Origin of the sequence: Collinsella aerofaciens, assembly GCF_001405375.1 — a bacterium.
GTDB lineage: Bacteria > Actinomycetota > Coriobacteriia > Coriobacteriales > Coriobacteriaceae > Collinsella > Collinsella aerofaciens_F.
In genome coordinates, this window is the sequence record NZ_CYYP01000007.1 from 65,493 (window position 1) to 89,256 (window position 23,764).

The 23,764-nt window shown below is 60.5% G+C and carries 20 protein-coding genes; 13 read left to right on the top strand and 7 right to left on the bottom strand.

The features are described from left to right. Window positions 1-55: 55 nt before the first annotated feature. Complete coding sequence (locus ARB25_RS04970) at window positions 56-937, bottom strand: SDR family NAD(P)-dependent oxidoreductase (RefSeq protein WP_055286291.1); 882 nt, start codon at window positions 935-937, stop codon at window positions 56-58. A 233-nt stretch (window positions 938-1,170) separates the two neighbouring features. Here ARB25_RS04970 and ARB25_RS04975 point away from each other — a divergent pair, with 233 nt between their 5' ends. Further along, window positions 1,171-2,049: a LysR family transcriptional regulator gene (locus ARB25_RS04975; RefSeq protein WP_070100741.1), complete on the top strand. Its 879-nt coding sequence runs from the start codon at window positions 1,171-1,173 to the stop codon at window positions 2,047-2,049. Window positions 2,050-2,283: 234 nt separating this feature from the next. On the opposite strand, the gene ARB25_RS04980 is transcribed toward ARB25_RS04975, so the two are convergent. From ARB25_RS04980 to ARB25_RS04990, 3 genes are read right to left on the bottom strand one after another with little or no spacing between them, the layout of a single operon-like run. Continuing rightward, the gene (locus ARB25_RS04980) at window positions 2,284-4,203 is read right to left on the bottom strand and encodes an ABC transporter ATP-binding protein (protein WP_055286295.1); all 1,920 of its coding nucleotides are present in this window, start codon (window positions 4,201-4,203) and stop codon (window positions 2,284-2,286) included. Next, window positions 4,196-6,010 (bottom strand): ABC transporter ATP-binding protein, encoded by a 1,815-nt coding sequence (locus ARB25_RS04985; protein ID WP_055286297.1) that lies wholly within the window; start codon window positions 6,008-6,010, stop codon window positions 4,196-4,198. The genes ARB25_RS04980 and ARB25_RS04985 overlap by 8 nt, the downstream gene beginning before the upstream one ends. After that, entirely contained in the window at window positions 6,003-6,509 is a 507-nt protein-coding gene (locus ARB25_RS04990; protein WP_055286298.1) for a MarR family winged helix-turn-helix transcriptional regulator, read from the bottom strand. Before ARB25_RS04990 ends, ARB25_RS04985 begins: the two co-directional genes overlap by 8 nt. Window positions 6,510-7,202: 693 nt before the next feature. Here ARB25_RS04990 and ARB25_RS04995 point away from each other — a divergent pair. The 3 genes from ARB25_RS04995 to ARB25_RS05005 all read left to right on the top strand — a co-directional run bounded on the left by ARB25_RS04995 (window position 7,203) and on the right by ARB25_RS05005 (window position 9,894). After that, on the top strand, window positions 7,203-8,027 hold the full coding sequence (locus ARB25_RS04995; RefSeq protein WP_055286300.1) for a PfkB family carbohydrate kinase: 825 nt from the start codon (window positions 7,203-7,205) through the stop codon (window positions 8,025-8,027). Beyond that, complete coding sequence (locus ARB25_RS05000; RefSeq protein ID WP_082421876.1) at window positions 8,020-8,349, top strand: TIGR04076 family protein; 330 nt, start codon at window positions 8,020-8,022, stop codon at window positions 8,347-8,349. Before ARB25_RS04995 ends, ARB25_RS05000 begins: the two co-directional genes overlap by 8 nt. 183 nt (window positions 8,350-8,532) lie before the next feature. Then, window positions 8,533-9,894 (top strand): ATP-binding protein, encoded by a 1,362-nt coding sequence (locus ARB25_RS05005; RefSeq protein WP_055286302.1) that lies wholly within the window; start codon window positions 8,533-8,535, stop codon window positions 9,892-9,894. A gap of 148 nt (window positions 9,895-10,042) precedes the next feature. On the opposite strand, the gene ARB25_RS05010 is transcribed toward ARB25_RS05005, so the two are convergent. The 3 genes from ARB25_RS05010 to ARB25_RS05020 all read right to left on the bottom strand — a co-directional run bounded on the left by ARB25_RS05010 (window position 10,043) and on the right by ARB25_RS05020 (window position 13,354). After that, a complete protein-coding gene (locus tag ARB25_RS05010) occupies window positions 10,043-10,492 on the bottom strand; it encodes a low molecular weight protein-tyrosine-phosphatase (RefSeq protein ID WP_055286304.1) in 450 nt (149 codons plus the stop codon). A gap of 33 nt (window positions 10,493-10,525) precedes the next feature. Next, window positions 10,526-11,896 (bottom strand): ATP-binding protein, encoded by a 1,371-nt coding sequence (locus ARB25_RS05015; RefSeq protein WP_055286306.1) that lies wholly within the window; start codon window positions 11,894-11,896, stop codon window positions 10,526-10,528. Between the two features lie 195 nt (window positions 11,897-12,091). Further along, window positions 12,092-13,354: an MFS transporter gene (locus ARB25_RS05020; RefSeq protein ID WP_253276050.1), complete on the bottom strand. Its 1,263-nt coding sequence runs from the start codon at window positions 13,352-13,354 to the stop codon at window positions 12,092-12,094. 152 nt (window positions 13,355-13,506) lie between these two features. Between ARB25_RS05020 and ARB25_RS05025 the strand changes: the two genes are divergently transcribed. The 9 genes from ARB25_RS05025 (at window position 13,507) to ARB25_RS05065 (ending at window position 23,748) form a co-directional block, all read left to right on the top strand. After that, window positions 13,507-14,454, top strand: coding sequence for an isopentenyl-diphosphate Delta-isomerase (locus ARB25_RS05025; protein WP_055286308.1), 948 nt, complete (start codon window positions 13,507-13,509; stop codon window positions 14,452-14,454). 241 nt (window positions 14,455-14,695) lie between these two features. Continuing rightward, complete coding sequence (locus ARB25_RS05030; protein ID WP_070100742.1) at window positions 14,696-16,153, top strand: SLC13 family permease; 1,458 nt, start codon at window positions 14,696-14,698, stop codon at window positions 16,151-16,153. A gap of 142 nt (window positions 16,154-16,295) precedes the next feature. Next, window positions 16,296-17,783 (top strand): UbiD family decarboxylase, encoded by a 1,488-nt coding sequence (locus tag ARB25_RS05035; RefSeq protein WP_055286310.1) that lies wholly within the window; start codon window positions 16,296-16,298, stop codon window positions 17,781-17,783. Window positions 17,784-17,816: 33 nt separating this feature from the next. Then, window positions 17,817-18,395: a UbiX family flavin prenyltransferase gene (locus ARB25_RS05040; protein WP_055286312.1), complete on the top strand. Its 579-nt coding sequence runs from the start codon at window positions 17,817-17,819 to the stop codon at window positions 18,393-18,395. A 91-nt stretch (window positions 18,396-18,486) separates the two neighbouring features. Next, window positions 18,487-19,353 carry a MerR family transcriptional regulator gene (locus ARB25_RS05045; protein WP_055286314.1) on the top strand — a complete coding sequence of 289 codons (867 nt, stop codon included), beginning with the start codon at window positions 18,487-18,489 and terminating at the stop codon, window positions 19,351-19,353. 176 nt (window positions 19,354-19,529) lie between these two features. Further along, complete coding sequence (locus tag ARB25_RS05050; RefSeq protein ID WP_055286316.1) at window positions 19,530-20,396, top strand: hypothetical protein; 867 nt, start codon at window positions 19,530-19,532, stop codon at window positions 20,394-20,396. 79 nt (window positions 20,397-20,475) lie between these two features. Beyond that, complete coding sequence (locus ARB25_RS05055) at window positions 20,476-21,369, top strand: aldose 1-epimerase family protein (RefSeq protein WP_055286318.1); 894 nt, start codon at window positions 20,476-20,478, stop codon at window positions 21,367-21,369. A 294-nt stretch (window positions 21,370-21,663) separates the two neighbouring features. Beyond that, a complete protein-coding gene (locus ARB25_RS05060) occupies window positions 21,664-22,590 on the top strand; it encodes a transporter substrate-binding domain-containing protein (protein ID WP_055286320.1) in 927 nt (308 codons plus the stop codon). A 9-nt stretch (window positions 22,591-22,599) separates the two neighbouring features. Next, window positions 22,600-23,748, top strand: coding sequence for an amino acid ABC transporter permease (locus tag ARB25_RS05065; protein WP_156327685.1), 1,149 nt, complete (start codon window positions 22,600-22,602; stop codon window positions 23,746-23,748). Window positions 23,749-23,764: the final 16 nt, after the last annotated feature.

Sequence of the window (23,764 nt, forward strand, 5' to 3'; positions counted from 1 at the left end):
CTAATCAATACGGGGGAGGAGCGGGCGTGTCCGCAGGCCTCCCTGTTAGGTTGGTTTACTGGTCAGTCGGCTTGGCGACGCCGGACTCATCGGACCAGAGCTCGACACCCTTGTTCTTAAGGTAGTTGTCGGCATAGGCGCGACGGCCGCCGGGCTTGGCGGTGAGGTCGCCCATCATGTTGGAGAAGCCGCCGTCGACCTTGATGGCGTCGCCGGTGGTAAAGTCCGAGCGCTTGGACGCCAGGAACATGACGGCGTTGGCGATATCGCTGACCTCGCCGATGCGACGCGTGGCGATTAGGCGGCTGCGGCTCTTCTCGACCTCGGGGTCGGCGTAGAAATTGGCCGACATCGGGGTCTTGACGAAGCAGGGCTCGACGCAGTTGGAGCGCACGCCGTAGGGGCCCCACTCGGCGGCGAGCATCTTGGACATCATGTTGACGCCGGCCTTGGTAGAGCTGTACACGCCCGAGAACGTCTCGGGGGAGTGGCTGGCGACGGTCGAGATGTGCACCAGGCGGCCCTGGCCGGCCTTGATCATCTCGCGACCAAAGCGCTGCGAGGTGATGAAGTAGCCGGTGAGGTTGACGTTGAGCACCTGCTCCCAGTCGCTCAGCGGCAGGTCTTCCATGGCTGCGAAACGCAGGATACCGGCGGTGTTGACGAGGACGTCGACGCGACCGAAGTCGGCGATGGTGGCGTCGACGGCGGCCTGAACCTCGGCCTCGTCGGTGGCGTTCATCTTGTAACCCTCGGCGTGGATGCCAAACTCGGCAGCGAGGTCGGCGGCAGCGGCCTTGACCTTCTCCTCGTCCAGGTCGAGCAGGATGACGTTGGCGCCATTGCGGGCGAACTCGCGGCAGATCTCGGCGCCCATACCGCCGAGCGCGCCGGTCACGGCGCAGACATCGCCCTCGAGCTTAAGCCAATTGCTCATAGGAACTTCCCTTCTTGTGCCTTCCGGTGGGTCGCTCCCATTAACCGACCCACGTGGTATTCGCTGGTTACTGTATGCTTTGCATTTGCGCAGGTGAATTGCATATTTGTTAGAATAGCGTTAACCGTAGGTTTACACTGTGCGATGCAGTTTATGTTCAATTGAGCGCGTGACCTGCGAAAACAACCCCCTGTGGCGCTATGTGGCCACGGGCGCGAAAACGGGAGATTGACGTGTACGATCGACGACTTGAGGCCATATCGGCCGCCGCGGAGCTGGGAAGCTTCTCGCGTGCGGCGGCAAAATTGCGCGTGTCGACTCCGGCGCTCGTCAAGCAGGTGTCGGGTTTCGAGGCCGAGTTCGGTATCACGCTGTTCGAACGCTCGCACTCGGGCGTCAAGGTGACGCCGGCCGGCGCGCTGCTGGTGGATGACGCGCGCTCGATCATGCGGCAGTCCGAGGATGCGTTGCGCCGCGCCCGACGCGCAGCGGGCGATGGCGGTGCCGTACGCCTGGGCGTGTCGATGATGTGCCCGGGGCGCCAAACGTTGTCGATGTGGTCGGGCATTTACGATCTGGAACCGTCGCTGCGATTTGAGATCGTGCCGGTAAGCGACCTCTACGATGAGCGCGAGACCGTCATGCGCAGCTTGGGCCGCGAGGTCGATGTGGTGCAGTCGAGTTTTTCTACCCCACGCTGGGGTGATGCCTGCCAAAGGCTCCGCATTGTCAACGTGCCGTTTTATATCGACCTGCCGCGCACAAGCCCGCTGGCGCGCAAGACGCGCATCACAGTTGCCGACTTAGAGGGCATGCGCCTGCGCGTGCTCCGTCACGGCAACGACGCTATGGACAGTCTGCGTATCGATCTGTTGGCCGACGGCGGCGTAGACGTGATCGACGTGGACAGCTTTGACTTTGCGCTCTTTAATGAGGCGGAGGAAAAGGGCGACGCGGTGCTCACCTGCGGAGCGTGGTCGGGGGTGCACCCTGCCTTTGTGGGCGTGCCGTTCCTGTGCGGTCGCGAGGTGCCGGTCTTTTTGCACTATCCGCTCGAGCCCACCCTCCAAGTCCAAAAATTCGTCAACGCCATGGCTCAACTCCTCAAGTAGCTCATCTGGGACGGGACTTTTTTGACTCCTTACAAAATGAGGCCCTGGCCAAACGGCCAGGGCCTCACCACTTCTTTTTAGGCTGCGAGAAAAGACTGCGCGCAGGAGTTCCCCGAGGGAGACGGGGTGTTTACTCCGTGCTCAAACATTCTCGCTTCGCTGCGAAACTGCGCGCGGAGCAAACACCCCGTCTCCCTCGGGGAACTCCGTTGGGAGCGTTGGGGCTGTTTTGAGCTACTCCAGCTCAAACGCTCCGGTATAGAGCTGATAGTAGTACCCGCGCTTGGCGATCAGCTCGTCGTGGTTGCCGCGCTCGATGATGCGGCCGTGGTCCAGGCAGATGATCGCGTCGGAGTTGCGCACGGTGGACAGGCGATGCGCGATGACAAACGTCGTGCGCCCCTCCATGAGCTTGTCCATACCCGCTTGCACGATAGCCTCGGTGCGGGTATCAATGCTCGATGTGGCCTCGTCCAGAATCATTGCCGGCGGATCGGCGACGGCAGCGCGTGCGATTGAAATCAGCTGGCGCTGGCCCTGCGACAGCTGCGCGCCGTTGCCGGTGAGCATGGTGTCGTAGCCGTCGGGCAGGCGGGTGATAAAGTCGTCGGCGCCCGCGAGCTTGGCCGCCGCGATGCACTCCTCGTCGGTAGCGTCCAGGTTGCCGTAGCGGATGTTATCCATCACGGTGCCGGTGAACAGGTTCACGTCCTGCAGCACGACGCCCAGCGAGCGGCGCAGATCGGCCTTGCGGATCTTGTTGACGTTGATGCCGTCGTAGCGGATCTTGCCGTCGGCGATGTCATAGAAGCGGTTGATGAGGTTGGTGATGGTCGTCTTCCCGGCACCGGTGGCGCCGACAAACGCGACCTTCTGGCCCGGCTTGGCAAACACGGACACGCCGTGCAGCACCTCGTGGTCGGGCGTGTAGCCAAAGTCGACGTTGTCCATGACCAGGTCGCCGCGCAGCGGTACGTACTCGATCTCGCCGGTTGCGCGGTGCGGGTGTTTCCATGCCCACATGCCGGTGTGGTGGTCGGCCTCCTCGAACTCCCAGGTATCGGGGTTCACCTGCGCGTTGACAAGCGTCACGTAGCCTTCATCGGCCTCGGGCTTCTCGTCGATGAGCTCAAAGATACGGTCGGCGCCGGCGAGGCCCATGACCACGGCGTTGATCTGCTGCGAGATCTGGCCGATCTGTCCGCAGAACTGCTTGGTCATGTTGAGGAACGGCACCACGACGGCGATGGACAACGCCATGCCCGAGATGCTCAGGTTAGGCACGCCCAGCGCCAGGAAAATGCCGCCGGCAAGGGCCACCAGCACGTAGAGCAGGTTGCCCAGGTTCATAAGGATGGGCATGAGGATGTTGGCGTACATGTTGGCCTTCTGGGAAACCTCGAAGAGCTTTTCGTTGCGCTCGTCAAAATCGGCCTCGGCGGCAGACTCGTGGCAGAATGCCTTGACGACCTTCTGGCCGTTCATGACTTCCTCGATATGGCCCTCGACCACGCCGAGCTCGGTCTGCTGCGCAATAAAGAAACGCGCGGAGTTGGAGCCGAGCAGCTTGGTCATAAAGGTCATAAAGGCGACGCCGGCCACAATGACCAGGCACATCCACACGCTGTAGTACAGCATGATAAAGAACACCGTGACGATGACGATGGTCGTCATGAGCAGGTTGGGCAGCGACTGACTGATCATCTGGCGCAGCGTGTCGATGTCGTTGGTGTAGTGGCTCATGATGTCGCCGCGCTGGTGCGTGTCGAAGTAGCGAATCGGCAGGTCCTGCATGCGGTTGAACATCTTCTCGCGCAGCTTCTCGAGCGAGCCCTGCGTGACGATGGCCATGGCGCGGTTCCAGAAGAGCGAGGACAGGATGCCGACGCCGTAGATGCAGGCGAGGGTGGTCACGAGCTGTGCGATCTTGGGCTGTGCGGCTTCCCAATCGCCCGACTGCCACGATTCGCTAATAATCTGCAGAGCGCTCTGAAGGAAGGTCGCACCGATGGAGTTGATGATGGCGCAGAGCACCACGCCGACAACGACGAGGGGCAAAAGCACGGGGTAGAAGCCAAAGAGCGTCTTGATGAGGCGCGACATGGTGCCGCCCTTGCGGTTGAGTGCGCGCTCGGCGGTCGTTGCCTTACTCATGTGCCTCGCCTCCTTCCTGGGTCTGGGCTTGCGTTGCGGATGCCTCGGTGTCGGCCTCGACGGCCCCTTCGCCCTCGGCAGACATCTTGTTTTGCGAGGTAAAGGTCTCGCGGTAGATCTCGCTTGTCTTGAGCAGCTCGTCATGGTTGCCGATTTGCGCGATGCGGCCACCCTCCATGACGATGATGCGGTCTGCGTCCTGCACGGAGCTGATGCGCTGGGCGATGATGAGCTTGGTCGTGTTGGGCAGATAGCTTGCCAACCCTGCGCGGATCTTGGCGTCGGTCTTGGTGTCGACGGCGCTGGTGGAGTCGTCCAGGATCAAGATCTTGGGGCGACGCAGCAGGGCACGCGCAATGCACAGGCGCTGCTTCTGACCGCCGGAAACATTGGAGCCGCCCTGCTCGATCCAGGTGTCATAACCCTTGGGGAAGCCATCGACAAACTCATCGGCGCAGGCCAGATGTGCCGCCTCGCGGACTTCCTCGTCGGTGGCGTTCGGGTCGCCCCAGCGCAGGTTTTCGGCAATGGTGCCGCTAAACAGTACGTTTTTCTGCAGCACCATGGCCACCTGGTGGCGCAGGGCGTCCAAGTCGTAGTCGCGCACGTCCATGCCGCCCACGCGCACGGTGCCCTCGGTGGCGTCGTACAGGCGGGCGATGAGGTTAACGAGCGTGGACTTGGCCGAGCCGGTACCGCCGATGATGCCGATGGTTTCGCCGCTCTTAATGTGCAGGTCGATATCGTCGAGCGCCTGGCGCTTTGCATGCGCGGAATACTTAAAGCTCACGTGGTCAAAGTCGATGGAACCGTCGGTAACCTCGAGCACGGGCTCGGCGGGATCGGCGATCGTGGGCTCGGCGGCCAGCACCTCGGTAATGCGGTGCGCCGATTCGTCGGCCATGGTCACCATGACAAAGATCATCGACAGCTGCATCAGGCTCATGAGGATCGCGAAGCCATAGGTAAAGATCGAGGAGAGCTGGCCCACGTCGAACAGCGTGCCCTGGCTCGTGATGATGAGCTTGGATCCCAGGTAGATGATGACGACAAATGCGCCGTTGACGCAGATGTTCATCATGGGGTTGTTAAAGGCGAGCAGCTTCTCGGCGCGGGTGAAGTCCATCTGGACGTCGCGCGCGGCGGTGGCGAACTTCTCCTTCTCAAAGTCTTCGCGCACATAGCTCTTGACCACGCGCATGCCGGTGACGTTTTCCTCGACGGACTCGTTAAGGGCGTCGTACTTGTGGAACACGCGCGAGAAGATGGGGCGTACCTTAAAGATGATAAAGAACAGTCCAAAGCCCAGCAGCGGAATGATGACCAGGTAGACCATGGCGACGCTGCCGCCCATGATAAATGCCATGGTAAAAGCGAAGATCAAGACCAGCGGCGCGCGCACGGCGATACGGATGATCATCATAAAGGCCTGCTGAACGTTGTTGATGTCAGTGGTCAGACGCGTGACGAGCGAGGAGCTCGAGAACTCATCGATGTTGGCAAAGCTGAACGTCTGGATCTTGTAGAACAGGTCGTGACGCAGGTTCTTGGCGAAGCCGCAGCTCGCATGGCTGCAGGTGACGCCGGCAGCGGCGCCGAAAGCAAGCGACGTCAGCGCGATGAGCACCAAAAAGCCTGCGGTGGGAAGCATCTCGGCTACGGTGGCACCGTCTTTGATGGCGTCGATCAGGTTGGCGGTGATAAATGGAATCAGCACCTCGCAGAGCACCTCGCCAAGCACGAGCAATGGCGTGGCAACAGCGACTTTCATATAGTCGCGGATGCTGCCCATGAGGGTTTTAATCATCCAGTTCCTCCCAGGTTACACGGATTTTCTCGAGCATTTCGGCGAGCTGCTCGCGCTCGTCGTGAGTGAGGGCACTAAAGGCCCGTTCTCTAAAGCGGATGCGGGCCGCCTGGTCGATGCGGGCGTTTTCCCGGCCGGTTTCGGTCAGGCGAATGGTGAGTTGCCGTCGATCCTTGGGGTTACGGCTGCGCTCGATGAGGCCGTTGACCTCGAGCTTGGACAGGATCTCGGAAAGCGACCCCGGCTTGAGGTCAAAGTGCATGCCGAGTTCCTGCTGCGACATCTCGCCGCCGGGCTGCTTGGCCAGCAGGCAGATGATGGGCGCCTTGCCGGACACGCCTCCGCCATGAAAATGCATGTAATGGCCGCAAAAACCCAGGCCGCTCAGGATGCGCTTGGCGAGTTTGTCTTCGGCACTGACCGCTTCGGGTACATCCGCCGGCTGTGACGGGTCGCCGCCGGGCTCGTGCGAACAAAGGTTAAGAGGTTCATCGCACATGAATTAGTGTTGCTCCTTTCTTTAGTTAGGTAGTGGAATTGTTTTGTGCCTAACCAATCTAGGAGCATGAGAAATGAATGTCAAGGTACCAAACTTATTAAGTTACGGCGTTTTGCCAAACGCCGTAACCGCTCGACGTTGCAAACGTTCCTAAGCGGCAATCTGGCGTTCAATCGTCGGGCATGGCCACAAGGCCTATGCCCTCCTCTTTCACGTCACCTTGCTCGCTTAGGAACGCTTTCGCTGTCCGTCCTCAATCTGCAGCGCTGCCTCGGTTGGCATTTGAGTGATCCGTGGGGGACGGAGGAAAACGAATCATTTTGGGCTGCGGTGACACCCTTTCGAAGTTGCTTTGTCCAAAACTATGCCGGATTACTACGATGAATTCGAAATATCAGACCTCGGCATTGTTTTTCGTAAAATCACAAGCTGTCTACCTGCGGTTTTTCCGGAGTGCAATTCGTTGTGGTTGGAAGCTGACGGTTTATCGTAGTAATCCGGCATAGTTTTGGAATGGTAGTAAATAGATGGCAGCTACTGTGCCGCTACCGCCGCGATTTTGCCTCCCATTTCCGTAACCTTTCCGCAACAATGTGCCCTCCTCGGCGCCTGCGCCCGCTTGCAACGTCCCCTGCGCTACACTTAGTCGCACTGTGGCGCCGTCGCGTCGCACCCGACCCAAGGGGGACACTCATGAAGAACACTCAGCTGCTGCTGATCAACGATATGTGCGGCTACGGCAAGGTCGCGCTTTCTGCCATGCTGCCGGTGCTGTCGCACATGGGCTATCGCATCCACAACCTGCCGACGGCCCTCGTTTCCGATACGCTCAACTACCCTAAGTTCTACATCCACGACACCACGGAGTATGTCCGCCAGAGTCTCGCCATCTGGGAGGAGCTCGGCTTTGAATTCGACGCCATCTCGACCGGCTTTATCGTGACCGAGGAAGAGGCACGCATCATCTCGGACTTTTGCCACCGCCGCGCGCAAAAGGGCACCAAGGTGTTTGTCGACCCCATCATGGCCGACAACGGCAGGCTCTACGCTGGCGTGCCCGAGTCGACCATCGGCCTTATGCGCAGCCTGGTCGAGTGCGCCGACTACGCGGTGCCCAACTATACCGAGGCGTGTCTGCTCACCGATACGCCTATGGCCGAGCAGATTACGGCCGACGAGGCTCGTACGCTCGTGGATGCCATGCTCGCGCTGGGCGCCAAGTCGGTGGTCATCACGAGCGCAAAGGTCGACGGGGCGAGTGCCGTTATCGGCTACGACCATGTGGCGGGAGAGTACTTTACGATTCCCTTTGAGCTGATCCCGGTGTATTTCCCGGGCACGGGCGATACGTTCTCGTCGGTGCTCGTGGGTCGCGTTATGGCCGGCTGGAGCCTGCAACGTGCGACGACCGACGCTATGCGTGTGGTGGCCGAGCTTATCGAGCGCAATGCCGACCAAGAGGACAAGTCGGCCGGCCTTCCCATCGAGGCCTGCCTGGATGTGATTGACCATGAGTAACGCCGGCGAGGGCGGCGTCAAGCCTGCGGGCGAGAGCAAGCCGTTCGGTGCGCCGCGGGGCAAGCGTCCGCGTATCCGCGTGAGCTGCGTGGACCAGCTGGGTGCGTGTCGCTGCCACCATGGTCATAAGCCGGGCGATGTCTTTGACTTCGACCGAGACCGCGGCAAGATGTGCGCCATGGCCTGCCATGTGGGCTTTCCCTATATCGATATCCTGCGCTACGGCGGAACCGTGCCTGGCAACGAGCCCGGTACGGCAAAGTTCTGCTGCCCCGAGGTCGATACGCTGAACGTTTGGCTTGCCGAGGTCGTCGACGAGTAGCTGAGCGCAATGTGACAAAGGGACAGTTCTTTTGTCACATTCGCGGGTGGTGTCCCTTCTTTTTGCTTATAATCTCAAATCTCTGCATTTCATCAGATTTTAGGTTCTAAAAATTCTGCGTTTCATCGATAATCAAGCGTATAAAACTTTGCATTTCATTTGATGACACCGAGGGGAGAGCCTATGCTGCGCAGGAAAATAGCGGCAGAGCTGGAGCGTTGGCTGAAGTCTTCCGAGCAAAAGGCCTTGTTCATTACGGGTTCTCGCCAGATTGGCAAAAGCTATTCGATTCGCGCATTTGGCAAAGCCAACCATGCAACCTACATCGAGCTTAACCTCATGGAAAACCGCCAGGCAAAAGATGCTCTTCTCGAGGCGCGGAATGCCGATGATTTCATCAGCAGGGTGACGCTTCTTTCGGGAAAGTCGATTGCGCCAGGCAAAACGCTCGTGTTTATCGATGAGGTCCAAGAGGCCCCCGACATCATGACGATGGCAAAGTTCCTTGTTGAGGACGGGAGGTGCCGCTGGGCGTTTTCGGAGTCAATGCTCGGGACTCAGTTCAAGGGCGTCAGGTCCTATCCCGTGGGGTATGTCCACGAGCTTAGGATGTTCCCGCTCGATTTTGAGGAGTTTTGCTGGGCAACCGGGGTGAGCGAGGGGGCTCGCCAAACGATACGTGACGCGTGTATCAGCGAGAGGCCCGTTCCTGATTACATTCATGACGCGATGATGGCAAACTTCAGGACCTATACCGTTGTCGGCGGAATGCCGGAGGTCGTGCAGCGTTTCCTTGACACGCAGGGCGACCTTGCCTCTGTTCGTCAGCTACAGTCAGAGCTCAACGAACAGTACCGGCGGGATATCTCCAAGTATGCAAGCGGGCGAGCCCTTCAGGTGCAGAGCATTTACGATCAGCTCCCTATTATGCTCGAGGGCGAAAACAAGCGCTTCGTGCTCAATTCCATTGACCCCAAGGCTCACTACGAGAAGTATCAGCGAGATTTTGTATGGCTTGTCGATGCCGGCGTTGCTCTCAAAGCCGATATCGTAACCGAGCCAAAGTCGCCCCTGCTCAAGACGGCACGGCCATCGCAGTTCAAGCTATACCAATCGGATACGGGCATGTTGATGGCGCGCTACCCCGTTGGAGTCGCCCAAGCGGCGTATCTTGATAGCAAGGAGCCCAATCTGGGCGGCATTTACGAAAACGTGGTGGCCCAGCAGCTGGCTGCCCAAAATCGCCAGCTTTACTACTATCAGACAAAAAAGCGCGGTGAAGTGGACTTTGTGGTCGATGGACCGGATGGGACGGCTGTTCCGATCGAGGTTAAATCGGGCTCCTATTACCACGCGCACGCTGCGCTCGGTCATGTGCTTGATACGGCTGAATATGGCGTAAGGCTCGGGATTGTTTTCTCGAAAGGCAACGTTGAGCGCAACGGAGCGGTTCTCTATTTGCCGCTATATGCGACCTGGGCCCTTTCGGATGTTTTGGGCGACTTCTGTGCCAAGGGGATTAAGCTGGAGGTCAAGCCGGTCTAGGGCCGGTCCCGGATGTGACAAAGGGGCAGTCCCTTTGTCACATTCATGAGCGTTGATTTTCTCCCGTATAGAGCGCACTTGAACGCTCAAAGTGGGAGAAAATCTACGCTCGATTTATGCCGTGGGCGCGGTTCGTGCGCCCACGAACCTACAGCTGCTCGAGCATAGCGGTGCAACCGGCGAGCACATCGCGGTAGGTGGCATCGAAATTGCCGGTGTACCAGGGGTCGGCCACGTCGCCGGGACACTCGGTCCAATCGAGCAAGCGCGTAATCTTTCCGTCGGGGCCTGCGTCGCCAAAGATGCGACGCAGGCCCCGCGCGTTCTCAGCATCCATATAGACAATGTGATCCCAGTCGCCATACTCCGCGCGACGCACCTGGCGGGCACGGTGCGCAACGACGGGAATCCCGACTTCGCGCAGCTTGGCGACCGTGCCATGATGCGGCGGGTTGCCGATCTCCTCAGTTGAGGTCGCAGCGGAGTCAATGACAAACTCGCCCGCGCGCCCGGCGCGCCGCACCAGCTCGGTAAACACGGACTCAGCCATCGTCGAGCGACAGATATTTCCATAGCAGATAAAAAGAATGCGTTGCATGAGCGGCTTCCTTTCTAGGCGGTCGCGCAGGGCTTACAGACTGCTCTTGAGGCAGTTTGCTCCAATAAAGCCCGCTGCGTACAAGGGGAGGTGGCGCAGCTCGCGCCCGTCATCGGTTTCGCTGCGGGAAAAATTGTTCTCGGACAAAATGTAGGCATATGGCGATCGGGCTTTGTCCATAAACGACCCGAGGGTTCTCGCGCGCACGTTACGTGCGGACTTTACTTCGACGGGCACAATTTCCATACGGTCGGTCTGAAGTAGAAAATCGAGCTCGCCGGTCGTCTTCCAAGACGACGGCGGCACCCAGTAATACGTCTGCAAGCTATTGCCCGAAAATGCTTGCATGACCGAGTTTTCCGCCAGGGCGCCTCGGAAGTCGGAAGATAGCGCTATGGCGGAATCCTCTTTGAGGTCGAGCCAGAGCCGCGGGTTGATGCCGAGTTTGTAGAACATGAGGCCGGTATCGAGAAGATAGACCTTAAAGAAACTTCCATCTTCGTCGTCGAAGGGAACGAGGGGAGGCTCGATGCCTTCGGTCAGGTTGTTGACCGATATGATGCCGGCGCCTTCGAGCCAGTCGAGCGGCTCGATAAGCTTGGCGCGACGGCCTCCGCGTTCGACCTCGGAGTACTTGAATTTTTTTGTGGACGATCTCAGCAGCTGGGACGGAATGGAGCGCCAGACCTTGCGCGCCGCCACGCCGCTGATCCCGTTTTCGGGGTCGGTCATATCGGCGGTATAGGTCTCGTCGATTTCGCGCTGCTCGACGCGCGCATCCTCGATGGATAACGTCTTGCGATATGCGTTGACGGCGGCGGGCATGCCGCCCACGATCTGGTATCGATGAAACAGGCTGAGCGCGGCTTGGTGCGCGGCGTAGGTCTCGAGCGTGCCGGCGTGGGTACGAATGGCATTGGCCATCTGCTCCTCGTCGAGCGCCCAGAGAAACTCCTCGAACGACATAGGATGCATGGTCTCTTGACGAACGCCGCTGGGAAAAGGCAACTTGCGCTTGCGCGTGGCGACGCCGAGCTGACTGCCGGTCGCGCATATGCGCCAGCCCGAACCCGAAAAAAAGCGAAGCGAGTTGAGCGCCCGTTCGCAGAGCTGCACCTCGTCAAACAGGATGAAGGCGGTTTCTTTGCGAATGGGGGTGCGTTTATAGTCTGAGATTCGCGCCACGATGGCGTTAACGTCGTCGGTGGGACAGTCGAACAGCGGAGCGATCAGCTCAAGATCGGTCTGAAAGTCGAGTTTGACAAACGCATCGCCGGCGATTCGTCTGCCGATTTCCTCGGCAACGTACGTTTTGCCTACGCGTCGCGCACCACGGATGAGGAGGGGGCGCGACGCGTCCTTTGTCGCCCATGATTCGATAACGGATTCGATTGATCTGCGCATGGGGCCGCCTTTCCAATTTCGTGTACTTCAGATACATAGTTTAGTACGATTTCATGTACTTGGAATACACGAAATAGTAGAAAAGTGTGTATCTGAAGTACACGAAATTGCACTGCTGGAGCTTGCAGGCGGATAAACACTACTCGTATGGGACGGTTTTCACCGGTTGCTCGCCACCTTGGGCTATGTTCGCCCCTATGCCTGCATCCGGGGCTGTGCAGATTGACGACGGCGCTCCCAGCGAGCCAACTTAATCGTCACCAGCGTGAGCGCCCAGGCCACAAGCGAGAACGCGGCGCCCACTGCACCCACGTACGCAATGCCAATGCTGCTTACCACGGCGCCGCCCACTGCGGTGCCAAACGAGATGCCGACGTTAAACGCCATGGGCTCAACCGAACTTGCGAGTACCATCGACTTGGGATGGCGGCTGCGTGCCACGTCCATAAAGTGCGTGATGCATGAGACCGAGAACAGGTACATGAGCATCGCCAGGCTAAAGACAAAGACCAGCGCGAGCGGCATGGCGGCGCCCACGGCAAACAGCCCGAGCAGTGCCGCCGCCTGCAGCACAAACGTAACCAGCAGCGCCTTCATGCCAAAACGCGCATCGATCCATCCGCCCAGGATGTTCGAGATCAGGCAGAACACGCCATAGGCCATAAGTGTGGTGCTCGCCTGAACGGTATCCATGCCCAGCATCTGCTCCAGATAAGGCGTCACGTAGCCGTAGAATACGTAGACCGAGCCCACGCCAAACAAGAAGATGAGCATGCCGGTGATGATACTCGGCTCGCGTAGTAGCCCCGCCTGCTCGCGGAAGGTGGCGGGCTCATCGGTCTGCCCGGCGCGAGGCATAAACGCCACGAGCGCGCTACAGATCAAAACGGCAAAGGTCAGCGTGCCGTACATGGCCACGTGCCAATCGAGTGTGTCGGCCACAAACTTGCCAATCGAGGTCACAAAGACCATCGCCACGGAAAACGCGCCGTACACGACCGAGATGGCAAGTGAGGTTTGCTGCGGGGATAGCAGCTCAGGGATGTACGTCACGCCCACGGCGAGCAGCGCACCCGAGACAGAGCCCAGGACAATGCGTGAGATAAACAGCACCTGGAAGTTGGGAGCCAACGCCATGACCAGGTTGCCGAGCACAAAGACGACGCTATAGCACACGAGCAGCTGGTAGCGGCGAAAACGCCCCGTGCTGAGCGCAAGCACCGGCGTGGCGATAGCGTAGACGAGCGCAAACACGCTGATGAGCTGGCCCGCAGTGGCAAGTGATATGCCGAGTTCCGTTGCCAAGTCGCTTTCGATGCCGATGACCACGAACTCGGAGCAGCCGAGCGAGAATCCCAACAGCACGAGCAGCGCCAGGCAGAGCTTGGTGCGCGCGGGGGAGAGCGCGGCGGCGGTTGGCTTACTTTTAGGCGTGGTTGCGGCGGTCAAGGTTGTCACTCCAATGTCGCATGAATAAGCGGGATTCAATCCCTGCAACTCTAACAGAATGTGACAAAGGGGCAGTCCCTTTGTCACATGGAGGGCTTGCCTGTATAGTCGCAATACAGGCGAAGATGGTCTCAGGTACATCGCGGGCGGCAGGAGATCCCATGGGTATGCACACGACAAAGGTTGCAGTGGGCGAGGGCAAGTTTGCGCTCGAGGCCCAGCTGACGGTGACGCCGCGAGGCATGGCGGTGTACGCCTGCTCGCCGGAGTTTGCGCACCTGGGCGCCACGGCGCAGGCCATTCCGCGCCCCGAGCCCGGCCGTACGGCAACGGTGAGCATCCTGGCCGTTCCGTGCCATCGAGACGAGATCCCGGCGCACGATATCGCGGCGGCGCTGGCCACGCGCTTTGGCGTGCCGGTAGTTGCAAGCACGGGTTTTCATGTTGAACAAGCGAGCGGTGACGACCTGCAGCGCGTGCTCGACACCACCAAGGAGCTCATCGCCGCGCTCGAGGAAGCCGCAGCCCGCATTCTGCGCGCCGGCTGGGATGAGGGCGGTGCGGGCGCCGAGGTCGTGGCGGTCGATGCTGCGACCGGCGAGGCGCTTGGCCCCGTCGACCGCATCGAGGCCCATGCTGGTGAGGGCATCCTGCATCAGGCATTTCTGACGCTTTTGGTCGAGGGCCGGGGCGAAGACGCGCGCCTGCTGCTCTGTCGCCGCAGTCCGCTCAAGCGCCTGTGGGGCGGGGTGCTGGCCGATAGCTGCGCCGGCCATCCGCTCCCCGGGGAAGACGTCGCGGCCGCCACGGCGCGCCGCATCAACGAAGAGCTCGGCATTACGCGCGAGCCCGATCAGCTCAAGCACCTCGGACACGTGGTGTACCGCGAGGACCACGGCGACGGTCGCTGCGAGTGCGAATGGTGCGAGGTCTACCTTGCCCATGTTGAGCCGGGCGAGCTGCATATCAACCAAGAGGAGATCTCGGAAGTGCGTCGCGTGGCTCCGTCCGAGCTCAAAGGCTACCTGCAGGGTCACCCCGAGCAGCTGGCCCCCTGGCTCCGCGAGGCCCTCGGCGACCCATTCATCCGCACGGCCCTCGCTATGTAAAAAAGACAGTCCCTTTGCCACATCCAAACCGTCACAACATTCGGCGAAAATCTCGAAAACGAGGAAAAGCGTCGAATGTTGTGACGGTTTTTGTCTAGGGAATCGCTTCTCATCCAAAAAATCCGCTTGACTGTATTGCCGCAACACAGCGCAACGTAAGGGGTGTCCGATAACGGGCGCCCCTTTTTAAGCGGCAACATGGCTGCGAATTCGGAGCGCCCCCAACAAGAAAGGTGGGGAGATGGAAGCGGAAAAGAAGGCGTTTAAGATCACCAAGCGCGAAATTGGCTTTGTGCTGGGTATCGTTGTCTTTTTGCTGGTGAAGTTTCTTCCTTTGGCGGAGCTGAGCTCGACGGTCGAGCTCACGGTCGGCGGTCAGACCTGTCTGGCACTGACGCTCGCCACGGTGGTGTTCTGGGCATGCGGCGTGGCACAGCCGGGCTTTGTGGGCCTGCTCTACTGCGCACTGCTCGTCCTGTTCAAGGTGTGCGTGGACGACACGGGCGCCGCGAGCATCTCGGCGACGGTCGCCTCCACGTTTAGCTCGTGGACCAAGGCCACCATGTGGCTCGTCATCGGCGCCTACCTCATCGCCAGCGCGGTCAAGGAGTCGGGCCTGGGCGAGCGCATCGCCTACGCGTTCATGCTCAAGTTCGTGCGCGACGCCAAGTCGCTCATCATCTCGATCTTCGCGCTCACCTTTGTGCTGTCGCTGCTGATCCCGCATCCGTTCCCCCGCGCCTTCCTCATCCTCGCCGTCGTCTCGGTCATCGCCGAGTCCGCCGGCTACGGTGACGACGACAAGGGCAAGCTCGGCTTCCTCGTGTTTGCCGCTGCCGCCCCGGGTTCCATGTTCTTCCTGACGGGCGACTCCACGCTTAACCCGCTCGTTGCGCAGTACAGTGCCGAGGCCGGCGGCATGAGCCCGTCCTTCGTCGACTGGTTCCTGTACATGAGCGTGCCTATGCTGGTTGCGCTGCTGTGCACCCTGTTCCTGGGCCTTTTCCTCTTTAAGCCCAGCAAGGAGCTCGTCTACGATCGCGAGCAGATCGTGGCCAAGCAGGCCGCGCTCGGCAAGCTCTCCGTCAAGGAGATCCGCACCATCGTGTGGCTTGTCATCGCCATCGCGCTGTGGCTCACCGTCTCGGGCGACTATATCGGCTGGGTCACCCTGGCCATTGGCGTTGCTCTCGCCATGCCCATCATCGGCGAAGTCCTCACTCCCGCCAGCTGGAACGCTGTCGACATCAAGTCCCTCATGTTCCTGACGGCCGCCATGGCCGTGGGCTCCGTGGGCGGTGCCACCGGCATGAACGCCTGGATCGCCGACGTCGTGCTCCCCAGCTCCGTGCCTGAGAACATCTTCCTGTTCGCCCTGCTCGTCGCCGCGCTTTCCATGATCATCCACATGTTCATGGGCTCGGTCATGGCCGTGCTCGGCGTGTGCGTGCCGGCATTTATCAGCTTTGCCGCCGGCTCCAGCGTGAGCCCACTCGCCGTGGCGCTCATCGTCTTCACGTCCATCAACATCCACTACATCCTGCCGTTCCATAACCTGCCGATCCTTATCGGCGAAGGCAAGGACGCCGGCGGCTACACCTCCAAAGAGGCTATGCGCATGGGCATCCCCCTCACCGCGGTCGTCTTTGTCGTCGTGCTGGTCGAGGCCGCCTGGTTCCACCTCTTTGGCCTGATGTAAGCGGTCGAGCGCCCCGGCTGTAAGCAGCCAAGCGCTTGAACTTCGAGTGGTCGAGCGCTCCATTTGTGAGCGCCGCGGCCCCATTACGTTACCCCGTCCGGCGGCACCCCGTCGCCGGACACTCTCCCGAAAGGAGTACGCCATGTCCACTACCGATGCTTCCCAGATCCACGACCTGCGTTCCGCGCTCGACTTTTTGCGTGAGATGCCGGGCCAGCTGCTCGAGACCGACACCCAGGTCGATCCCGATGCCGAGGTCTCGGGCGTCTACCGTCACGTCGGTGCTGGCGGCACCGTCATGCGCCCGACCAAAGAGGGTCCGGCGATGGTCTTCAACAACGTCAAGGGCTTTGACGACGCCAAGGTCTGCATCGGTATGCTTGCCAGCCGCAAGCGCGTTGCCGCCCTGCTCGACCTGGACGAGGAGCACCTGGGCCTCGAGATCGGCAAGCGCTTCGAGAACCTGATCGCCCCCGAGCAGATCGCCGAGGGCAAGCACGTCGACTGCCAGGAGGTCGTGTACAAGGCGACCGACGAGGGCTTTGACCTGCGCAAGATCGTTCCCGCTCCCACCAACACGCCCGTTGACGGCGGCCCCTACATCACCATGGGCCTCGCCTATGGCACGAGCCCCGATGGCACCCAGTCCGACGTAACCATCCACCGCTTCTCCTGCGTCGACAAGGACAAGCTCGCCATGTGGATCACCCCGGGCAGCCGTCACCTGGGTGCGTTCTTTGACGAGTACTGCCAGCGCGGCGAGGATATGCCCATCTCCATCTCCATCGGCCTGGACCCCGCCGTGTACATGTGCTGCGGCTTCGAGGCTCCCACCACGCCGCTCGGCTTCAACGAGCTGCAGATCGCCGGCGCCCTGCGCGGCCGCGCCGTCGAGCTTGCCGACTGCGTCACCGTTCCGCAGAAGTGCATTGCCAATGCCGAGTACGTGCTTGAGGGCTACCTCATGCACGACGAGACCATCAACGAGGATGTCAACGGCCACGGCTACGCCATGCCCGAGTTCCCCGGCTACACCGGTGGCGCCAAGGTCTGCCCGGTGATCAAGATCACCGCCGTCACCACGCGCGTCAACCCCATTATGGAGAGCTGCATCGGCCCTTCGCACGAGCACGTGTCCATGGCCGGTATCCCCACCGAGGCCTCCATCTACAAGATGGTCGAGACCGCTATCCCGGGCCGCCTGCTCAACGTTCACGCCGCTCCCTGCGGTGGCGGCAAGTTCGTTGCCATCATGCAGTTCAAGAAGTCGAGCAAAAATGACGAGGGCCGTCAGCGCAACGCCGCCATGCTCGCCTTCTCGGCGTTCTCCGAGCTCAAGCACGTCATCCTTGTCGACGAGGATGTCGACATCTTCGATATGAGCGACGTGATGTGGGCCATGACCACGCGCTTCCAGGCCGACGTGGACCTCATCACCATCCCCGGTTGCCACTGCCACGTGCTCGATCCGTCCAACGACCCCGCGTTCGATCCTTCGATCCGCGAGCACGGTATCGCCTGCAAGGCCATCTTCGACTGCACGGTTCCGTTTAACCTCAAGAAGAACTTCATCCGCTCGCAGTTCATGGAGATCGATGAAGAGAAGTGGGCCGCCGAGCTCGCCTTCTAGTAAGTAGCCCTACCAAGTAGTTAAGGAGTTGTCATGCCTGAGTCTTCTGTTCGTCCCCGTCGCATTGTCGTTGGCGTGTCTGGCGCCAGCGGTGCGGCACTGGGCCTTGAATGCCTCAAATGCCTGCGCCAGGCCGGCGCTGAGTCGGCGCTTGTCGTCACGCGCGGGGGAGAGATCACCATCGAGCAGGAGCTCGGCATGACGCTCGACGAGTTTGCGTGCTATGCCGATGTGGTCTACGACAACAAGAACATTGGCGCTGCCATCGCAAGCGGCACCTATCCGGTCGACGGCATGATCGTGGCTCCCTGCTCCATGAAGACGCTCGCCGGCATCGCGAGCGGCTACAGCGAAAACCTGTTGCTGCGTGCGGCCGATGTGCAGATGAAAGAGCAGCGCCGCCTGGTGCTTATGGTGCGCGAGACGCCCTTCAGTGCGATCCATGTCGACAACATGGCACGCCTGGCGCGCGTGCCGGGCGTCATGCTCATGCCGCCCATGCTCACGTTTTACAACGGCCCCGCCACGCTCGATGAGGCGGTGCATCACATCGCCGCCAAGGCACTCGAGGCCGTCGGCGTGTCGTGCGCCAACTATAAGCGCTGGTCATAGGCATCTTTAGGGTAGGATACGAGTAGTGTTTGAGCCCGCTGCCCCTGTGGGCGGCGGGCTTTTCGTGTCAAAGGGTGTGTCGGGAGGACCTATGCAGACGGGTATGTATGCGATTAGCGAGATGGCGAGCTTGTCTAACGTTTCGCGCCAAACGCTCATCTACTACGACAAGATCGGTCTGTTTAAACCCGCCGTGGTTAACGAAAAAGGCTACCGTTTCTATTCGCCCACGCAGATCCCGCTCATGCGTCTGATCTGCATGCTGCGCGACTTGGGACTGGAACTCGATGAGATCGATCGCCTGACCTCGACGTTCGACATTGGAGAGATGACCGATCACCTGCGCTCGCGGGTGCAGGCGCTCGACGAGCAGATTGCCGGGCTCAAAGCCGAGCGCGCGAGCGTGCAGGAGCGGCTGAGTTTTTACGACGAGGCGGTCTATTGGCGCGAGCGCGAGGGCAAACCGGAGCTCAAGCAATTCGAGCGCCGCTACGTGGTCTTTGAGGAGTTCCCGAGCGATATCGAGCGTGGCCGCTCGATGCTGCACCCCACGCTCATGCGGGCGATTCTGCGCATGCGTGCGCTCACGGGCACACGCCCCATGCGCGGTTGGGGCGCCATGCTGCGTTGCGAGGCGCTGCATTCCGACGACCCCATCGCCGGTGCCGGTTCCTTTGCCGTGTTGCCGCGTGGTGCCGAGGAAATACTGCCGAGCGATCCTGCCGAGCTGGCGGAGATTGGCGTCGAGGTGCTGCCCGAGGGCACGTACCTGTGCATGAGTCGCTGGGGCATGCCGTACGAGCCCGAGGGTATCCGCGCCATCGTGGCCTGCATGGACAGGCACGCGCTCCAGCCCATCGGCAATGCTTTCGATTTTTGCTACCTGGACACCACGAGCTACGACGAGTCTCACCAAGAGGACTTCTGCTGTATCCAAATCCCCGTCGCCCTCAAATAACTTGCGGTGAAATAGTCCCTAAATAGCTCGAGTGGGCGTGCAAACAGGAACTATTCCACCGCAACTTCGATGCGACAAAGGAGCAGTCCCTTTATCGCATTCCGTGCGAGCTCCAGCGCCATCTGCGGGTATAAGGCTAACAAGTGTTTATTTGCGAGGCCTAAGGGGCGCCCCGTATGGATATCGATAACTTTGAATGGTGGTATAGCGAGGGCGAGGCTCCGGACGAGGAGTGGGACGAGCCCGCGCCGCGTGACGTGTCGGGCGACGAGGACGAGACCGGCAACGATGCCGTCGAGACGGATGCCGCCTCCGATGCCGCCGAGCCCCTGACTTTTGAACAGGCCTGGGCTCAGGCCGAGGCCGACGAGGCAAAGGCCGATGCCACGGCCACGCTGGGTGAGCCAGCCGACATGTCCATCTCGCCGGCCAAGACCCCGCAGCCGCGCCACACCATCGACCCCGGCAGTACGGCATCTATCAGCATTCTCGACGTGCCCGCGCAGGGTGCTCAGGCGCCTGCGCCAACGCATCGCCCCGACCTGGCTCATGAGGAAGACGCGGGTCGCCGCTCTCCGCTCGGCCCCATCCTCATTGCCTTCATGGCCGGCGTTATCGCCTGCTCGGCAATCGGCAGCATCTGGGGCCATGTTGAGCAGCAGCGCCAAGACGCCGCCAAGGTCGAGATGTCCGTCGAGCAATCGCTCAGCCGCACGCGCTCGGTGCATGTGTCAGTCGAGGTTAAGGAAGGCGCGACGTGGGATACCGCGCGCGGCGACAGCCAAATGCTCGTCCATATCGTGGGCCGCACGCTCAAGGGACAAGCAATCGACGAGTATCAATACGTCAATTCCGAAGGTGACGGCATCGAGCTCAAGCCCGGCGACTACGAGCTCACGGTGGATGAGCCGCCCGTCGCCACCGACGGCACGCGTTACCGCGCCTCAAAGCGCATGGTTCCGGTGAGTTTTAATTCACAGGCTCCCGACACGGTCGATAGCACGCCGCAGGGCGGGTTTGACCTTTACGCTATTGCTCAATAACTGTGCCTGCCGCTCAGCCCCGCCGCCAAGAGTGGGACAATAACCCTCGACACTGTTGTTTACTTTTGGAGGAAGTAGTATGTCCACCGTCACTACCATCAAGCGCGGCGACCTCACCGCAGCCATCGATTCCATGGGCGCCCAGCTCACGAGCCTTGCCCTCAACGGCAACGAGTATCTGTGGCAGGGCGACCCGGCCTTTTGGGGCAAGCACGCGCCCATCTTGTTCCCCATCGTGGGATCGCTGCGCAACAACACGGCGACGTCTGCGGCCGGCACCTGCGAGATGGCGCGCCACGGCATCGCGCGCATTGTCGAGCACAAGATCGTCGAGGTGTCGGAGGACGGTTCGTCCGTTACCTACGAGCTCACCGACACGCCCGAGTCGCTCAAGGCGTTCCCGTTCCACTTTAAGCTCAACATGACCTATGCCCTGACCGGCGACGCCACCCTCACGCAGACCTTTGCCGTCACTAACACCGGCGACGTGGACCTGCCGTTCTCGGTGGGCGGCCACCCCGCGTTTAACGTACCGGCTCCCGGTGCCGAGGACGAGGCATTCGAGGATTACGAGCTGGCGTTTACCGAGGCTTGGACTAACGAGGCCCCCGTCATCACGCCCGATGGCCTTATGACGTTCGAGGGTAGCTACAAGGCTCCCGACAACTCGGACGTGCTGCCCATCACGCACCGCAGCTTCGATAACGACGCCATCATGTTCACCGATACTCCGGGCTCCACGCTCACGCTGCGCGGCCGCAAGTCGGGCCATGGCGTCAAGATCGACTTTGAGGGCTTTAAGTACATTGGCGTGTGGTCTGCCGCCAACGACGCTCCGTTTGTGGCGCTCGAGCCCTGGACCGGTCACACCACCATGTCCACCGAGGACGACGTCTTTGAGCACAAGGTCAACACCATCACCTTGGCCCCCGGCGCTACCGACAAGCGTACCTTCGAGGTTACGCTGCTTTAGGTGTTCCGCCGTTCTGACGAACGGCGAACCGGTCGACGCTGCGCGCCACCCAGAGCGACAATTTGTCATTCAAAAGGCACGGCATGACCAGAAGGTCTATGCCTTGCCTTTTTCATGCCTAGTCGTTGGGGACGTTCTTGTTTGACTAGTCGTTTAAGAACGTCCCCAACGACTACCAATCGTTTTCAGTTCGTTAATTTGTATATATGCATCTTATATATGCATCTGCTGGAAGTGACGCTGAGCGGTATCCTGTTAAGTCGTTAGCGTACGATTCAACAGGGAAGGCAGATTATGCATTCTCCCCAACAGTGCGATGCGCAGCGCCAGCCGGTATGCAGCCGTCGCATCTTTTTGGGTAGCGCTCTCGCTGCGAGCGCTTCCGTCGTCGCCGGCGCGCTCGCCGGCTGTCAGCGTCCGTCCACGCTCAAGGTGGTTCAGCCCACGACGGGCGGCGGTCGCGACGACCTGTCCGATTCCGTGATCGGCAAGGACAAGATCCGGATTGGCATGGAGGCGGCCTACGCCCCGTACAACTGGCAGGTTTCCGAAGCCAGTGAGTACACTATCCCCATCGACAACGTGCAGGGCGCCTATGCCGATGGCTACGACGTGCAGATCGCCAAGATCGTCTGCAAGGCCCTCGGTGGCGAGCCCGTTGCCGTCAAGCAGAGCTTCTCGGGCCTTATCGATTCGCTTAACAACGGCCAGATCGACCTCATCATCGCCGGTATGAGCGCCACGCCCGAGCGCGAGGAGTCGGTCGGCTTCTCCGACCCGTACTTCATTGGCTACTTTGGCCTGTTCGTAAAAGAGGGTTCCCCCTACCAAAACGCCACCAAGCTTAGCGACTTTAGCGGTGCCACGGTGCTCGGCCAAAAGGACACCATGCTCGACACCGTCATCGACGAGATCCCGGGCGTTGTGCACAAGAACCCGGTCGATTCGGTTCCCACGGTGTTCTCGAACCTGCTGCAGGGCACGTGCGATGCCGTGACCTACAACACCGAGAACGAGAAGGGCTATATGGCCCAAAATCCCGGTATCGTCCCCATCCATTTTGCCGAGGGCGAGGGCTTTAAGCAGGAGGTCGCGGCAAACGTCGGCTGCCGCAAGGGCTCGGACAAGCTGCTTAAACTCATCGACAAGACACTCAAGGGCATTAGCCAAGAGGAACGCGACCAAATGTGGGACGCGTGCCTCGACCGTCAGCCGGCATAGGGAGGCAGCATGAAAACCATCAATCGTCTGGCCTCCTTTATCAAGGCCGACCACCGTTACGTGTACCTGGGCACGAGCGTTATCGCGGCGCTCGGCCTGGCGTTTAGTCAGCGCGACCCCACGCCGCTGAGCTTCTTGGCGCCTACGGGCGTGTTCCAAGACTGCCTCTGGGCAATCCTTTGGGCCTGGCTCGTCGTGTCGGCGGCGGCGCTGGTCGCCAAGCTCATGCACTGGAACGACTATCGCGAGGCGTCGCCGTTCGCATCCGAGCGCTTCCGTCGTGGCGCACGCTTAGGCAGCTACGTCGTGGTCGCCATCGCGGCGATCTTCTTTATCGACCGCTGCGTCATGTCATTTATCGACCTGGTGCAGGTGAGCGTTGTCTCGGATTCCAACCCCAGCGACTTTTTGTCGAGCCTGGTCTACATGACCTACAAGAGCGGCGACTTCTTTATCCGCGGCATCGAGATCACCATCGCACTTGCGACCTTCGGTACCGTCATCGCCTTTTTCCTGGCGCTGCTCTTTGTGTTCCTGCGTATTCAGACGTTCGACCGCGTGGATAACGATCTGGTGCGCTTCTTTAAGAGCATCGGCCGCGGCTTTGCGACCGTCTACTCTACCATCGTGCGCGGCACGCCCATGATGGTCCAGGGCCTGCTCATCTATTACGCGGGCTTCACCGTTTTGCGCGGCATGGGCTTCGAGACCGCCCAGGCCAACCAGATCTGGAGTACCTTCACCGCCGGCCTCGTCACCATCTCGCTCAACTCCACCGCCTACATGATGGAGGTCCTGCGCGGCGGCATCGAGTCCATCGACCCCGGCCAGGCCGAGGCAGCGCGCTCGCTGGGTCTTTCGCAGTGGCAAGCCATGCGCAAAGTCGTGTTCCCCCAGGGCATTAAAAACGCGATTCCGGCGCTCACCAACGAGCTCATCATCAACATCAAGGACTCGTCGGTGCTCTCGGTCATCGGCGTGTTCGACCTCATGTACGCCACCACCACCGTCGCCGGCGTGTACTACCGCCAGATGGAGGTCTACTGCGTGGCGCTCGTGGTCTACCTGATCCTGACGCTCGTGGCGAGCCGCCTGCTCGAAGCCTTTGGCAAAAAACTTGGTGCCGAGGCTCCGGCCACGTTGCCCAGCTCCAATTAGGCTCAAGACGAGGAGA

Bases quoted from the DNA above. Each gene is read 5' to 3' on its own strand.
- ARB25_RS05050 (WP_055286316.1), top strand. From the start codon at position 19,530: ATGGATATCGATAACTTTGAATGGTGGTATAGCGAGGGCGAGGCTCCG.
- ARB25_RS05055 (WP_055286318.1), top strand. From the start codon at position 20,476: ATGTCCACCGTCACTACCATCAAGCGCGGCGACCTCACCGCAGCCATC.
- ARB25_RS05040 (WP_055286312.1), top strand. From the start codon at position 17,817: ATGCCTGAGTCTTCTGTTCGTCCCCGTCGCATTGTCGTTGGCGTGTCT.
- ARB25_RS04970 (WP_055286291.1), bottom strand. From the start codon at position 937: ATGAGCAATTGGCTTAAGCTCGAGGGCGATGTCTGCGCCGTGACCGGC.
- ARB25_RS05030 (WP_070100742.1), top strand. From the start codon at position 14,696: ATGGAAGCGGAAAAGAAGGCGTTTAAGATCACCAAGCGCGAAATTGGC.
- ARB25_RS05000 (WP_082421876.1), top strand. From the start codon at position 8,020: ATGAGTAACGCCGGCGAGGGCGGCGTCAAGCCTGCGGGCGAGAGCAAG.
- ARB25_RS05060 (WP_055286320.1), top strand. From the start codon at position 21,664: ATGCATTCTCCCCAACAGTGCGATGCGCAGCGCCAGCCGGTATGCAGC.
- ARB25_RS04980 (WP_055286295.1), bottom strand. From the start codon at position 4,203: ATGAGTAAGGCAACGACCGCCGAGCGCGCACTCAACCGCAAGGGCGGC.
- ARB25_RS05065 (WP_156327685.1), top strand. From the start codon at position 22,600: ATGAAAACCATCAATCGTCTGGCCTCCTTTATCAAGGCCGACCACCGT.
- ARB25_RS04985 (WP_055286297.1), bottom strand. From the start codon at position 6,010: ATGATTAAAACCCTCATGGGCAGCATCCGCGACTATATGAAAGTCGCT.
- ARB25_RS05025 (WP_055286308.1), top strand. From the start codon at position 13,507: ATGGGTATGCACACGACAAAGGTTGCAGTGGGCGAGGGCAAGTTTGCG.
- ARB25_RS05005 (WP_055286302.1), top strand. From the start codon at position 8,533: ATGCTGCGCAGGAAAATAGCGGCAGAGCTGGAGCGTTGGCTGAAGTCT.
- ARB25_RS05045 (WP_055286314.1), top strand. From the start codon at position 18,487: ATGCAGACGGGTATGTATGCGATTAGCGAGATGGCGAGCTTGTCTAAC.
- ARB25_RS04990 (WP_055286298.1), bottom strand. From the start codon at position 6,509: ATGTGCGATGAACCTCTTAACCTTTGTTCGCACGAGCCCGGCGGCGAC.
- ARB25_RS04995 (WP_055286300.1), top strand. From the start codon at position 7,203: ATGAAGAACACTCAGCTGCTGCTGATCAACGATATGTGCGGCTACGGC.
- ARB25_RS05015 (WP_055286306.1), bottom strand. From the start codon at position 11,896: ATGCGCAGATCAATCGAATCCGTTATCGAATCATGGGCGACAAAGGAC.
- ARB25_RS05010 (WP_055286304.1), bottom strand. From the start codon at position 10,492: ATGCAACGCATTCTTTTTATCTGCTATGGAAATATCTGTCGCTCGACG.
- ARB25_RS05035 (WP_055286310.1), top strand. From the start codon at position 16,296: ATGTCCACTACCGATGCTTCCCAGATCCACGACCTGCGTTCCGCGCTC.